The organism is Sphingomonas bacterium (assembly GCF_903642285.1).
Classification (GTDB): Bacteria; Pseudomonadota; Alphaproteobacteria; order Sphingomonadales; family Sphingomonadaceae; genus Sphingomonas.
The window spans coordinates 1-12,996 of the sequence record NZ_CAHJWJ010000011.1 but is presented as its reverse complement, the minus strand read 5'-3'; the positions used below and the strand labels follow the sequence as shown (position 1 = coordinate 12,996).

Below are 12,996 nucleotides of genomic sequence, written 5' to 3'. Positions count from 1 at the left end.
CGCCATTCGCCTAGTTCGGCGCGCATGGCCAACGAGATGCTCTCGCACGAACCCGCGACCGGTGCGCTTCTCTGGCGGAATCCGGTCAGCGATCCCGATCATGAGGTCGGTCTGGCCCGCGCTGCCTGGGCACCCTGGGCGGCGTTGCCGTTGACCGTGCGCGTCGAGACGCTGCGCCGCTTCGCCAATGTCGTCCGTCAGCGCAGCGAAGCCTTCGCCGATCTGATCGCGCGCGAGACGGGCAAGCCGCTGTGGGAGGCGCGGAGCGAGGTCGCATCGGTCGTGGCCAAGGTCGACATATCGGTCACCGCCTATGCCGAACGCACCTCGCAACGCCGGATCGACGCGTCGATGGGCAGCCGGATCGCGCTTCGCCACAAGCCTCATGGCGTGCTCGCGGTGTTGGGGCCATATAACTTCCCGGCGCATCTGCCCAACGGTCATATCGTCCCCGCGTTGCTCGCCGGGAATGCCGTGGTCTTCAAACCGTCGGAGAAAACGCCGGCTTCGGGTGCGTTCCTCATCGAATGCTACCGCGCCGCAGGCGTGCCGGAGGGATGTATCCGCGTCGTGATCGGCGGGCCCGCGGAGGGGCAGGCGCTGGCGGCGCATCCGGGGATCGACGGGCTGTTGTTCACCGGGTCCGCACGGACCGGTATCAATCTGAACCGCGCGTTCGCGACCAAGCCCGAAAAGATCCTGGCGCTCGAGATGGGCGGCAACAATCCGATCGTGGTGTGGGACACGCCCGATCTCTACACCGCCGCGGTGCTGGTGGTGCAGTCCGCCTTCACCTCCGCGGGCCAGCGCTGCACCGCGGCGCGGCGGCTGATCGTGGACGATGCGATGGCGCAGCCGCTGGTCGCGACGATTAACACCATCATCGACCGGCTGATCGTAGGTAGCCCGCACGACGACCCAGCGCCCTTCATGGGGCCGGTGATCGACAACGAGGCGGCGGACCAGCTGACCGAAAGCTTCCTGGCGCTGATGATGCGCGGCGGTCGTCCGCTCCGCCATCTGGAGCGGCCGGTTCCCGACAAGCCGTTCCTGATTCCGGCGATGATCGACGTGACCGACATGCCGGAACGGCCGGACATCGAATTGTTCGGCCCGATCCTGCAGGTGATCCGCGTCCAGGATTTCGACGCCGCGATCGCCGAGGCGAACGACACGCGCTACGGCCTGTCCGCCAGCCTCGTCAGCCAGACGCCCGCGCTGTACGACCGGTTCTGGTCGGACGCGCGGGCGGGGATCGTCAATTGGAACAAACCGACCAACGGCGCGGCATCGAACGCACCGTTCGGCGGGACCGGCTGGTCTGGCAACCACCGGCCGAGCGCCTATTACGCCGCGGACTATTGTGCCTATCCAGTGGTGTCGAGCGAGGCGGATTCGGCGCGGGCAAGCATCGGCATCGGGCTAAGGGACGAGTAGGCTACCCGAACACGCGCGCGAAGATCGTGTCGACGTGGCGCAGATGATATCCCAGGTCGAACTTGTCCTCCAACTCGGCATCGCTCAGCGTTACCTCCGGGTCGGCCTTCAGCAATTCCAGCAACGACAGCGCGCCGTCCGAATCCCAGACCTTCATCGCGTTGCGCTGGACCAGCCGGTACGAATCCTCGCGGCTGACCCCGGCTTGCGTCAGCGCCAGCAGCACGCGCTGCGAATGGACAAGGCCGCCCATCTTGTTCAGATTCTTCAGCATCCGTTCGGGATAGACGACGAGCTTGTCCATAACCCCCGTCAGCCGGGCTAGCGCGAAATCGAGCGTGATCGTCGCGTCGGGGCCGATATAGCGTTCGACCGACGAATGGCTGATGTCGCGCTCGTGCCATAGCGTCACATTCTCTAGCGCGGGGGTGACATAGCCGCGCACCATGCGCGCGAGGCCGGTCAGGTTCTCGGTCAGCACGGGGTTGCGCTTGTGCGGCATCGCGGACGAACCCTTCTGCCCGGGCGAGAAATATTCCTCCGCCTCCAGCACCTCGGTGCGTTGCAAATGGCGGACTTCGGTCGCGAGGCGTTCGATCGAGGAGGCGACGACGCCGAGCGTGGCGAAGAACATCGCATGCCGGTCGCGCGGGATGACCTGAGTGGAGACGGGTTCGACCGACAGGCCGATCTTCGCCGCGACATGCTCCTCGACACGCGGATCGATATTGGCGAACGTGCCGACCGCGCCCGAGATCGCGCAGGTCGCGATATCCGCGCGTGCCGTCACCAGCCGCTCGCGATTACGCGCGAACTCGGCATGGGCCTGCGCCATCTTTAGCCCGAAGGTGACGGGCTCGGCGTGGATGCCGTGGCTGCGCCCGATCGTCGGGGTCAGCCGGTGCTCGATCGCACGGCGTTTCAGAACTGCCAGCAGAGCGTCGATATCGGCAATCAGCACGTCGCTCGCCTGCGCTAGTTGCACCGCGAGGCAAGTGTCGAGCACGTCCGACGATGTCATCCCTTGATGCATGAAGCGCGCTTCGTCGCCGACTTGTTCCGCGACCCATGTCAGGAAGGCGATGACGTCGTGCTTGGTCACCGCCTCGATCGCGTCAATCGCGGGGACGTCGATCGCGGGGTTGGTCGCCCACCAGTCCCACAACGCCTTCGCTGCGGATTTCGGTACGACGCCCAGCTCGGCCAGCGCGTCGGTCGCATGCGCCTCGATCTCGAACCAGATTCGGAACCGCGCTTCGGGTGTCCAGATCGCGGTCATCGCGGGGCGGGCATAGCGGGGGACCATGATGTGCTTTCGGTTGCGGTAAGGCGCGGCGGGTAGCAGCGTGGGGGTTCGGGGACAATCGCGGGCGGGACGCCGCTCATTCCTCCCCGTCCCGGGGAGGAGTTAGCAGAAGCCTCAAATCAGTCCTTGCGCCCGCAGACTCACATGCCCGTTCGCGCCCATCACCAGATGGTCGTGGACCGCGATGCCGAGGCGCTTGCCCGCCTCCTCGATCTGGCGGGTGATCTGGATGTCGGCGCGACTGGGTGCGGGATCGCCGGAGGGATGATTGTGGACAAGGATGATCGAGGCCGAACCCAGCTCCAGCGCGCGGCGGATCACCTCGCGGACGTGCACCGCGGCCTGATCGATCGAGCCTTCGCTCATCATCTCGTCGCGGATCAGCATGTTGCGGGTGTTGAGGTGGAGGACGCGGAACCGTTCGATCGCGTGATGGACCATGTCCGCGCGCAGATAATCGAGCAGCGCCTGCCAATTGGCGAGGATGGGGCGCGCGGTAATCCCGTCGCGCAGCAGGCGGATCGCGGCGGCATGTGCGATTTTCAGCGCGGCGATCGACGTCTCCCCCATGCCGGACACGCGTGACAACGCATCCGAATCGGCGGTCAGCACGCCGCCGATCCCGCCGAATTCGCGCAGCAACGCCCAGGCGAGCGGCTTGGTATCGCGCCTGGGGATCGCAGTGGCGAGCAGATATTCGATCAGCTCGTGATCGAGCAGCGAGTCGCCGCGTCCGTCGAACAGCCGCCGTCGCAGCCGGGCGCGGTGGCCGGCATGATCGTCCGTGGGATCGGCTTCGCTCATACGGGCGAAGCTAGCGTCCTTCGGGCCGGCAGGGACCATGATGGATCGGATTCCGATCCGATCGCACGCGGTTGCCACTGCACTGCCGCGCCGCCTAAGTGACGATCGAGTAACGACCGGGAGCGGGCGAGTGAGCGACATGCGCCCCGACGCGCCACCGATCCCGTATCGCCCGGCTTTCCGTCGCGCGGCGCGCGCGGCGATCGTCGTCGCGGCGATCCTGCTCGGTGCGCTCCTCCTGCTGTGGATCGACCGCAAGCCGATCGCGGAGGGCTATATCGCGCGGACGCTCGCGGCGGCAGGTGTCCCGGCGCGCTATACGCTGGCGGCTTTGGGGCCCGGGCATCAGCGGCTGACGAATGTCGTCATCGGCGACCCGGCGCGGCCCGATCTTGTCGCCGACTGGATCGAGACCGAGACCGCGATCGGGTTCGGCGGCGCGCGGGTGACGGGATTGCGGGTCGGTCATGTTCGCCTCCGCGGAACCGTGGTTCGCGGTCGTGTTTCGCTCGGTACGATCGATCGCTTGCTGCCGGCCGGGTCGGGCCAGCGCTTCGCGTTGCCGGCGATCTATGTCGCCATCGCCGACGCGCGGATGCGGCTGGCGACGCAGGCGGGGGTCGTTGGCGTGAAGATCGCCGGGTCCGGGCGGCTCGACGACGGGTTCCGCGGGACGGTAGCGGCGGTATCCGATCGCATGGCCGCTGCGGGTTGCGCCGGGACGCAGGTCGCCGCGGCCTTGCGTGTCGTCACGATCGCGGGACGACCGACGCTACGCGGCCCGGTGCGTGTCGGCGGAATCGCGTGCGCCGACGGCCGGGCAGGGGGCATCGCTGCGGATCTCGACACCACGCTCACCGCCGATCTCAGTCGGTGGACGGGACGCGCGGTGCTGACGACCGGGCGGCTCGATGCGACGGGCTATGCGGCGCAGCGTGCGCACGGCGATGTGTCGTTCGACGGCACCGCGGCGCAGACTCGGGGGCGGGTCGCGGTGTCGCTCATCGCGCCGAGGGAGGGGTCGATGGGCGCAGGCCGAGTCGCGGTTGCGGGGGCGTACAGGGTCGGCGGAACGCGTGCATTCGACGGGACCGTTACGGTCGCGAATGTCCTTCGCCGGGGAGGGGAAAAGGGATGGGGCACCGCGCTCGAAACCGCGATTGCCTCGGCGATATCCGGTGTCACCGGAACGCCGATCGCGCCTCTCGTAGCCGCATCGGGACACGCCGTCACCGCAGCCGCGCGCGATGTCAGCGTCACCGCGAAGGTCGCGCTCGCCTGGGCGCATGGACAGGGTGTCGTCCGCGTGGAAGCGGCCCGGCTGGCGAGCGCGAGCGGGGCTCGGGCGGCGCTGTCGGGCGGGGATGGCGTGCGAATCGATATCGCGAAACGCGCCGTCACGATCGATGGCGATCTGGCCGTCGCAGGCGGTGGCGTGCCCGGCATACGCGCGTCGCTTCATCAGGCGAAAGCGGACGATCCCGTTCGCGGCACCGCGACGGTCGATCCCTATGCGGCGGGCGGTGCGCGGCTGACGCTGACTCCGGTCGCGTTCGTCGCCGGTCGTGGCGGTACGCGGGTATCGACCCGTGCCACGCTGTCCGGCCCCGTGGGGTCGGGGCGGGTGGCAGGGTTGACGATCCCGATCGACGCCCGCTGGGGCGCGGCGGGTCTGCTTGTCGACGATCGCTGTACGGTGATCGGCTTCGATCGGCTGATGCTGTCCGGCTTCGTCCTCGGCAGTGTGCGTACCGCGCTGTGTCCGGTCGATGGTGCGCTGGTCCACGTCGCGGGCGGCCGGGTCGGCGGCGGCGCGGCGCTTGCCGCCGTGCGGGTCGCCGGAACGCTCGGGGGAAGCCCCTTTTCGCTGGTGACGGATAAAGCGGTGCTTCGGATGGCCGGCGGGGGCTTCGCGGTCGACGGCGTCCACGCGCTGCTGGGACCGAGCGATCGGCGGACGCAGCTGGATTTCGGGCAATTGTCGGGAACCGCGACGGGTGGCGGGGTTGCCGGCCGGTTCGCGGGCGGGGCGGGGACGATCGCCGATGTGCCGTTGGCGCTGTCGGCTGCAGCCGGCGACTGGCGTATCGCCGGTAAGGTTCTGTCGCTCCGTGGGACGCTCGGCGTCGCGGACGTGGACAAGGATGCGCGGTTCAAGCCGCTTTCCGCGCGAGGCGTCGTGCTGACGCTGGCGAACGGCCGGATCGATGCGACGGGCACCCTGTACGAACCGACGCGTGGTGTGAAGGTCGCGGACGTCGCGATCCGCCACGACCTGTCCGCCGGCGCTGGCACCGCGGACCTGACCGTGCCGGCGCTGGCCTTTACCGATACGTTCCAGCCCGACCTGCTGACCCCGCTGACCTACGGCGTCATCGCGGCGGTGAAGGGCGATATCGCCGGTGCCGGGCATGTCGCCTGGTCGCGGACCGGCGTGACCAGCACGGGCCGGTTCCGCACCGGCGCGCTCGATCTGGCGGCGGCGTTCGGACCGGTGACGGGGCTGGCGGGGGAGATCGTCTTCACCGACCTGTTGTCGCTGCAGAGCGCGCCAGGTCAGGTCGCGACGGTGCGCACGATCAATCCCGGCATCGCGGTCAATGACGGTCGCATCGTCTACCAGACCTTGCCCGGTTCGCGCATTGTCGTGGATAGCGCGCGCTGGCCCTTTGCAGGCGGCGCGCTGACGCTCGACCCGACCTTGCTCGATTTCGCCCCGCCCGTCGAACGCCGGATCACCTTACGCGTCGACGGTGCGGCGGCGGACCAGTTCCTCCTGCAGTTCGACTTCAAGAATCTGAACGCGACGGGGGTGTTCGACGGCGTACTGCCGATGATCTTCAATGAAAGCGGCGGTCGGATCGAACGCGGTACACTGACCGTCCGGGGCGGCGGGGGCGGCATCGCCTATGTCGGTGAGATCGGCCAGAAGGACCTCGGCTTCTGGGGCGATCTGGCGTTCCAGGCGCTGAAATCGCTTCGCTATCAGCGCCTGTCGATCACGATGAACGGGCCGCTGTCGGGCGAGATGGTCACCGCGGTGCGCTTCGCGGGCGTCAGCCAGGGTGCGGGCGCGAAGGCCGATTTCCTCGTCCGTCGTCTCCAGCGGCTGCCGTTCGTGTTCAACGTCACGATCCGCGCGCCGTTTCGCGGGCTTCTCGATTCGGCGGCGAGCTTCTACGATCCCCGACGGCTGATCGAACGCAATCTGCCGACACTGATCGAGGAACAGGAAAAGCAGGCCGCGCCCCAATCGAGTTCGGTGCCGGCCCCCATTCAGCCCCCCGCAAGCAGGACCGTGCCATGAGCGAAACAGGATTGACGAAGCCGGAGAGGATCACGAGTTTCGTGCGCGTTCGCTGGTCGATCGCGGCGGTGTTGGCGAGCGCAGGGTTTGGCGGGTGCGTCAACGTCTCCGCGCCCGACAAACCCATCGAGATCAACCTGAACATCAACGTCACGCAGCAAGTGGTCTATCGTCTCGATGGCGCGGCGAAGGCGCTGATCCAGCAGAATCCGGGGATTTTCTGATGAAGATCATGGTTGGCATCGTTACCGGCACGCTGGCGCTGTCGGCTCTTACCGCGAGCAGCGCCTGGGCGCAGCGCGACCCGGCCTATGCCGCCGCGCGGTCCACGGGCGAAGTGGGCGAGCAGCCCGATGGCTATCTCGGCCTCGTCGGCACCGGCAGCGGCGAATATCGCGCGCTGGTGAATAGCATCAACATCCAGCGCAAGGCGGCCTACACGCAAAAAGCAACGGCCAGCGGCGCGACGGTCGAGCAGCTGGCGTTTGCCAGCGGCTGCAACCTGATCGGGCAGACGAGGCCGGGCGAGAAGTACAAGACGCCTGACGGCATATGGAAGACCCGCACCGCCGCCGCGCCGGAGCGCGATTCGCGGTGTATCTGATGATCCGTGAGGCAGGGACAAGCCCGGCATGGCGGTCGAGGAACACGCCATGGCCCCCGACGGTTGACTTGGCCCGACCCGTTTCCTAAACGCCACCCAGCACGGGTTCGCCCGTCGTGAGCCCTCGTCGCCGCCCCCCGGGCCGGCGGCGTTTCTTTATCGGGAAGCATTTTTTTGGCCGACGACCGCCGCACCGACGACCTCGACACTCGAATCGCTCGTGCCAAAGCAGCACAGGGCGGCGGCGTGACGTCTGCTGAAGGGCGGGCGGAAAGCCGGGGGTGGGCCATTGGTATCGAGTTCGTCAGCGTGATCTTGGTCTCGGCAGCGATAGGTTGGGGGGTCGACACGTATGCCGGCCTCGGAACGAAGCCTTGGGTTATGATCGGCATGCTGATCCTGGGATTTGTGGCGGGCGTCTACCGCGCGGCAAAGACATCGGCACAATTCGCCGATCCTTCCGATAGCGCGAAATAAGGCGACGGATATGGCCAGTCCAATGGAACAATTTGCGATCAGGACGATCACGCCGCTTCATGCGGGTGGTTACGATTTGTCCTTTACTAATTCCTCCCTATGGATGGCGATCGCGACCGCGGCGATTGGAGCTTTTTTGTTCATCGGCACGGCGAAGCCCCAGTTGGTGCCAGGGCGGATGCAAGCCGCGGTCGAATATCTCTACGATTTCGTGCGTAACATGCTTCGTGAGAATGTTGGGCCTGAAGGGCTGCAGTTTGCGCCTTTGTTGTTCGCAATCTTCGTTTTCGTTTTGGTCTGCAACTTGCTCGGACTCATCCCGTGGGTGGGTGCTTTCACACCGACAAGCCATATATCGGTGACGCTCGGCTTGGCTCTGCTGGTGTTCGTGATCGTCGTCATCGTTGGATTTGCTAAGCACGGGTTGCATTTCTTCAGCCTGTTTTGGCCGAAAGATACGTTTTTCCCGCTTGCGGTGTTCGTCGCTGCGATCGAGTTTTTGAGCTTTCTCAGCCGACCGTTCACGCTCGCCATTCGCCTGTTCGCGAACATGACCGCCGGGCACGTGTTGTTGAAAGTGTTCGGAACCTTCGTCGTTACGCTCGGCTCGTTCGGTGCCTTGCCCTATGTGTTCGGCGTCCTGCCACTTGCCGTCAACGTTGCGCTGTCGGCACTGGAGGTATTGATCGCAGTGGTCCAGGCGTATGTCTTCGCTCTACTCGCGTCGATCTATCTGAACGATGCGGTCAATCTTCACTAATTGGTTACTGAAAGGATTTATCATGGATCTTGGTTCGGCAAGGGTTATCGGCGCAGGCTTGGCGGCGATCGGCGCGGGTTTGGCGGCGATCGGCGTCGGTTCGATTTTCGGCCAATATTTGAACGGCGCTTTGCGTAATCCGGAAGCGGACGCGAAGATGGGTGGTCGCCTGATCTTTGGCTTCGCGGTGACCGAGGCGCTCGGCCTGATCGCTGCGGTCGTCGCGCTGGCGCTCGCCTTCTCGTAATGCTCGTGCGGGTCTTCTTACCCGCCTGCCGGATCGGCTGACACGATGCCTCAATTCGACTTTCATCATGTCTTCTGGCCGCAGCTCGTATGGCTGGGGGTGTTTTTCGCCATTCTGTATTTCGGTGTGGTACGGTTGACGTTGCCCAAGCTGGGCCGGGTGATGGCCGCACGTGAGCATCAGGTGACCGGGGATTTGGCGGCGGCGGATTCGGCAAAGGCCAACGCTGATCGGATGGCGGCGGCGCATGAGGCAGGCCTGGCCGCCGCGCAGAATGCGGCACGTGCAACTCTGCAGGCGGCCCAGGTTTCGGCTTCGTCCTCGATTGAAGCGAAACGCGCAACTTCCAAGACCGTGCTTGATGCGCGTTCAGCGGAAGCAGAGATGGCGATCAGTGCGGCACGTGTTCGTGCGCTCGGCGAAATCGAAGGGGCAACAGCCGATGCTGCCGCTGATATCGTCGAGAAGCTGACCGGGCATCGTCCGATTGGTGAAGTGGCAATCGATGCCACCCGCGCGGCGATGGCCTAAGGACCGGAACGGATGGCACAGCACAACATGACCGCGTTGACCGAGGCCGACGGTGCGTCACGCGAAGGGCCGACGTTGCTCGGTTTTTCAGCCGAAGGTTGGGTCTATGTCGGCCTGACAATTTTCTTACTTCTCGCGATCTTCGTCGCGAAGGCACCGAAAAAGGTGACGGACGCGCTTGACCAGCGAATTGCCGAAACCAAGCGCCAACTTGACGAAGCCAAGGCGATCCGCGCCGAAGCCGAAGCGCTTTTAGCACAGGCCAACGCCCGCGATGCAGCAAGTGCCGGCGATGCCGCGGCCATTATCGCGCATGCCGAGGCGGAGGCCAGGACCATGCTGGCGAAGGCGGAAAGCGACGCGACCGACCTGCTCGCCCGGCGCAGCAAGATGGCGGAGGACAAGATCGGCGCGGCGGAACGTCAGGCGATCGCCGACGTCCGCGGTCGTGCCGCCGACGCCGCGGTGCATGCCGCCGCTTCGATCATCGCGCAGCGTCACGGTGCGGACGCTGACCGCGCGCTGGTCGACCGCGCTATCGCCGGGCTAGGCCGCCTCAACTGACGGTCCGGCGGGCTTGGCCGGGATGCAACCACTGAGCGTTTCGCCGGTTCAGTCGGAATGACGATATACCTGACCCTGTTCTCCGCGCTGATGCTGGTGTCATCTCTTTCGGGAGGACAGGCCGATCAGCGGAGCGCCGCGGATGCCGCAAAGGCTTTCTCGCTTGACCTGCCCGCGGCGAACGCGCCTGCCGCCGTATCCGATCCCGACGCGCCACCATCCGTACCGGCCGTCTTTACGCTCGATACGCCGATCGGCCAGATCATCGCCGATCCGAAGGCGAAGCTCGTTCTCGACACGGACCTCCCGGGGCTCAGCACGGATACGAATCTGGCGAAGTTCCAGTCGATGTCGCTGCGCCAATTCCAGCCGATGACCGGCGGTCAAATGACCGATGCGCTATTGGCGAAGACAGGGGCTGATCTGGCTGCAATCGCGCCATCGCCTGTATTGGCACGTTCACCGGTGCCCGTGCCGCGGAGCCCGACTTCGCGCAGGGCCGACAACGGCCGTTGATCGCCCCGCATTTGCTTGCGACATCGGTCAGGCGGCGGCTTGGGCGGGCGCGGCGCGGGTACGGTCGCGGCCGGACGCCTTGGCATCGAACAGCGCACGATCGGCGCTTCGGTAGAGCGCGTTCCAATCGCTTTCTCGTGACAGCATGCCGACACAGGTGCCGATGCTGGCGGTGACGCGCAGATCGAACGGCATGCGCTCGCGGCGAAGGCGATCCAGGATGTCCGACGCGGCGATGTCGGTATCCGCGGCCACGACAATCGCGAATTCCTCGCCGCCGAATCGCGATACCAATGCATCGGCCGGAGTCGCCGCGCGCAATGCGCGGGCGAAGACCCGCAGCACCTCGTCGCCGCCGTCGTGGCCGATCGTATCGTTGACGGTCTTGAAATGATCGATATCCGCCAGCAGCAGCGTATGTTCGCCGGGCCGCCCGATCGCGCGCGACAAGAAAGCGCGACGGTTCAGCAACCCGGTCAGCGGATCGATTTCCGCCAGTTGCAGTGCCACCAGCTCACGCGCCTGTGCCTGATCGCGTTCGCAGCTTAGCAGGTAGACGCGGTAGGCGATCGCCAAACCGGATAGAGCGGCCTCCAGGCCCATGGCGATGATCGTCGCGTTCTCGATGAGAAACCCGCCATCGACGATCGAGAGCATCTTCACGATCCGGAGCCAGGCGAAGCCGATCGGCACCCCCCATGTCGCGGCGAACAGCCAGAAATATTTGCTTCGTTCTCGCCACGCACGCCAGGCGATCACCGGGAACAAGAGCATCATGAGAATGAATGCACCCAGCCCCAGATGGTCGAGCAGCCGTGCGTGCCAGGGGATGAGGATCGCGCAGAGCATTTCCGCGCCCAGGACGCAGGCCGCCACCGACAGGCTGACGCGATCCAGCCATCCGGCGAACACCGCTGGCTCGAAGAAACTGCGCACGAAGAAGATCATCGCCGCACCGCTCGCGCCGAGAAACAGCGTGGCAAGCCGCATCCGATCATGGTCGTCCACTTGCGGCAACCATTCGCCAAGCGCGCCGGACGATGTCGCGCCATAGCCGATGATGCACAGCAGAAGTATGCAATAGGCGGGCTGGAACGCCTGTCGCAGCGCGCGCCACAGGGCCAGATTGCCGATCAGCATGGTGATTGCCATGCCGGCGAGCGCGCCGAAGAAACCGGACAGACGGATCTCCCTGCCGGCAACCTGGTTTTCGGTTCCGATCGTAGGGCGCAGCAGAACACCCCGCAGATTCGTTGCACCGCGCACATGCCACAACACACGCATCGGCGGCGATGAATCAGGGGGGATGGGCAGCGCGGCCACCGGGCCGAGCCGGAGATGGGGTCCGATCGTGCGGGACGTGACGCCGACGCTGCCGATCGATCCGTCGGCGCGCAGGACGTAGAGCGTCACCGCGTCTTGCCAACCGCTGGCCATGGTGACGACATCGTTCGTCGTCGGGCCACGGTGTAGGGGTTCGGACAGCAGCCAGAAATCGCCGCTGCCGAACCGAACCTGCGGCGTCGTACAATCGAACCGGTTCGGCCGCGCGAACAGATCCCGTGCGGTCATGCCGGGCGCAGCGCGGATGATGCAGGGGTGAAGCGGCAGCTGCGTCGCCCGGGCCGACGACGTGAAGACGCCTCCGAACAGAAATGCCGCAAAGCTGAAGATCAGAAATAACGCACGCCGCGATGTCATGCATCGGCTTAGGCGCGGTGGCGGAAAGTTTTGGTGAACGTTGCAAAGTGACCCACCGGGCGACATCCGCGCCGCCCGGTGTGGAGGCATTTTATTCGGCGGACACCGTCTCGGGCTTGCCACCCTTCTTTTTCGGCTTTTTCGGCGCGGCGGGTTCGATCGCGAAGGACAACGCTCCGTCCTTCATCCGGACCGTCACCTCGCCACCATGGACGAGCTTGCCGAACAGCAGTTCCTCGGCGAGTGGCTGCTTGATCTTCTCTTGGATCAAGCGTCCCATCGGGCGTGCGCCGTACAGTTTGTCGTAACCCTTCTCGGTCAGCCAGCTCTTGGCCGCATCGTCCAGATTGATGTGGACGCTGCGATCGGCCAGCTGGAGTTCGAGCTGAAGGATGAACTTGTCGACGACGCGCGCGACGACCTCGGGCGGGAGGTAGCCGAACGGCACCACCGCATCCAGACGATTGCGGAATTCGGGCGTGAACATCTTCTGCACCGCCTGCTCGTCCTCGCCCTCGCGAGTCAGGTTGCCGAAGCCGACCGTCTCGCGCGCCATGTCGGATGCGCCGGCATTGGTCGTCATGATCAGGATGACGTTGCGAAAATCGACCGACTTGCCATGCTGGTCGGTCAGGCGACCGTTATCCATCACCTGCAACAGGATATTGAACAGGTCCGGATGCGCCTTCTCGATCTCGTCGAGCAGCAGCACGCAATGCGGGTTCTGGTCGACCGCATCGGT

The 12,996-nt window shown here is 65.6% G+C and carries 14 protein-coding genes; 10 read left to right on the top strand and 4 right to left on the bottom strand.

Features of this window, described 5'->3' with window-relative positions; genetic code table 11:
• Positions 1-24 precede the first annotated feature (24 nt).
• Positions 25-1,437 carry a succinylglutamate-semialdehyde dehydrogenase gene (astD, locus tag HUU99_RS07330; protein ID WP_174285923.1) on the top strand — a complete coding sequence of 471 codons (1,413 nt, stop codon included), beginning with the start codon at positions 25-27 and terminating at the stop codon, positions 1,435-1,437.
• 1 nt (position 1,438) lies between these two features.
• Here the strand turns inward: astD and purB are convergent, their stop codons facing one another.
• Both purB and radC read right to left on the bottom strand, forming a co-directional pair.
• Positions 1,439-2,743, bottom strand: coding sequence for an adenylosuccinate lyase (gene purB, locus HUU99_RS07325; protein ID WP_174285922.1), 1,305 nt, complete (start codon positions 2,741-2,743; stop codon positions 1,439-1,441).
• Between the two features lie 114 nt (positions 2,744-2,857).
• Entirely contained in the window at positions 2,858-3,547 is a 690-nt protein-coding gene (radC, locus tag HUU99_RS07320; protein WP_174285921.1) for a RadC family protein, read from the bottom strand.
• A gap of 139 nt (positions 3,548-3,686) precedes the next feature.
• Between radC and HUU99_RS07315 the strand changes: the two genes are divergently transcribed.
• The 9 genes from HUU99_RS07315 (at position 3,687) to HUU99_RS07275 (ending at position 10,553) form a co-directional block, all read left to right on the top strand.
• Positions 3,687-6,854, top strand: a complete 3,168-nt coding sequence (locus HUU99_RS07315; RefSeq protein WP_174285998.1) for an intermembrane phospholipid transport protein YdbH family protein — start codon at positions 3,687-3,689, stop codon at positions 6,852-6,854.
• On the top strand, positions 6,851-7,078 hold the full coding sequence (locus HUU99_RS07310) for a YnbE family lipoprotein (RefSeq protein WP_174285920.1): 228 nt from the start codon (positions 6,851-6,853) through the stop codon (positions 7,076-7,078). Before HUU99_RS07315 ends, HUU99_RS07310 begins: the two co-directional genes overlap by 4 nt.
• Positions 7,079-7,086: 8 nt before the next feature.
• On the top strand, positions 7,087-7,458 hold the full coding sequence (locus tag HUU99_RS07305; RefSeq protein WP_375380044.1) for a YdbL family protein: 372 nt from the start codon (positions 7,087-7,089) through the stop codon (positions 7,456-7,458).
• A 174-nt stretch (positions 7,459-7,632) separates the two neighbouring features.
• The gene (locus HUU99_RS07300; protein WP_174285918.1) at positions 7,633-7,935 is read left to right on the top strand and encodes an AtpZ/AtpI family protein; all 303 of its coding nucleotides are present in this window, start codon (positions 7,633-7,635) and stop codon (positions 7,933-7,935) included.
• 10 nt (positions 7,936-7,945) lie between these two features.
• Positions 7,946-8,695 (top strand): F0F1 ATP synthase subunit A, encoded by a 750-nt coding sequence (locus HUU99_RS07295; RefSeq protein WP_254603014.1) that lies wholly within the window; start codon positions 7,946-7,948, stop codon positions 8,693-8,695.
• Between the two features lie 22 nt (positions 8,696-8,717).
• A complete protein-coding gene (locus HUU99_RS07290) occupies positions 8,718-8,942 on the top strand; it encodes a F0F1 ATP synthase subunit C (RefSeq protein WP_174285917.1) in 225 nt (74 codons plus the stop codon).
• A gap of 45 nt (positions 8,943-8,987) precedes the next feature.
• Positions 8,988-9,473 (top strand): F0F1 ATP synthase subunit B family protein, encoded by a 486-nt coding sequence (locus HUU99_RS07285; RefSeq protein ID WP_174285916.1) that lies wholly within the window; start codon positions 8,988-8,990, stop codon positions 9,471-9,473.
• A 12-nt stretch (positions 9,474-9,485) separates the two neighbouring features.
• Positions 9,486-10,037, top strand: coding sequence for a F0F1 ATP synthase subunit B family protein (locus HUU99_RS07280; protein ID WP_174285915.1), 552 nt, complete (start codon positions 9,486-9,488; stop codon positions 10,035-10,037).
• Between the two features lie 57 nt (positions 10,038-10,094).
• Positions 10,095-10,553 (top strand): hypothetical protein, encoded by a 459-nt coding sequence (locus tag HUU99_RS07275; RefSeq protein ID WP_254603013.1) that lies wholly within the window; start codon positions 10,095-10,097, stop codon positions 10,551-10,553.
• 27 nt (positions 10,554-10,580) lie between these two features.
• Here the strand turns inward: HUU99_RS07275 and HUU99_RS07270 are convergent, their stop codons facing one another.
• Both HUU99_RS07270 and HUU99_RS07265 read right to left on the bottom strand, forming a co-directional pair.
• Positions 10,581-12,125, bottom strand: coding sequence for a sensor domain-containing diguanylate cyclase (locus tag HUU99_RS07270; protein ID WP_174285914.1), 1,545 nt, complete (start codon positions 12,123-12,125; stop codon positions 10,581-10,583).
• Positions 12,126-12,345: 220 nt separating this feature from the next.
• Positions 12,346-12,996 (bottom strand): AAA family ATPase (locus HUU99_RS07265; protein ID WP_174285913.1); only part of this gene is annotated, 651 nt, incomplete at its 5' end.

Coding starts and splice junctions, on each gene's coding strand:
- astD (WP_174285923.1), top strand. CDS start 25: ATGGCCAACGAGATGCTCTCGCACGAACCCGCGACCGGTGCGCTTCTC.
- purB (WP_174285922.1), bottom strand. CDS start 2,743: ATGGTCCCCCGCTATGCCCGCCCCGCGATGACCGCGATCTGGACACCC.
- radC (WP_174285921.1), bottom strand. CDS start 3,547: ATGAGCGAAGCCGATCCCACGGACGATCATGCCGGCCACCGCGCCCGG.
- HUU99_RS07315 (WP_174285998.1), top strand. CDS start 3,687: ATGCGCCCCGACGCGCCACCGATCCCGTATCGCCCGGCTTTCCGTCGC.
- HUU99_RS07310 (WP_174285920.1), top strand. CDS start 6,851: ATGAGCGAAACAGGATTGACGAAGCCGGAGAGGATCACGAGTTTCGTG.
- HUU99_RS07305 (WP_375380044.1), top strand. CDS start 7,087: ATGGTTGGCATCGTTACCGGCACGCTGGCGCTGTCGGCTCTTACCGCG.
- HUU99_RS07295 (WP_254603014.1), top strand. CDS start 7,946: ATGGCCAGTCCAATGGAACAATTTGCGATCAGGACGATCACGCCGCTT.
- HUU99_RS07290 (WP_174285917.1), top strand. CDS start 8,718: ATGGATCTTGGTTCGGCAAGGGTTATCGGCGCAGGCTTGGCGGCGATC.
- HUU99_RS07285 (WP_174285916.1), top strand. CDS start 8,988: ATGCCTCAATTCGACTTTCATCATGTCTTCTGGCCGCAGCTCGTATGG.
- HUU99_RS07280 (WP_174285915.1), top strand. CDS start 9,486: ATGGCACAGCACAACATGACCGCGTTGACCGAGGCCGACGGTGCGTCA.
- HUU99_RS07275 (WP_254603013.1), top strand. CDS start 10,095: ATGACGATATACCTGACCCTGTTCTCCGCGCTGATGCTGGTGTCATCT.
- HUU99_RS07270 (WP_174285914.1), bottom strand. CDS start 12,125: ATGACCGCACGGGATCTGTTCGCGCGGCCGAACCGGTTCGATTGTACG.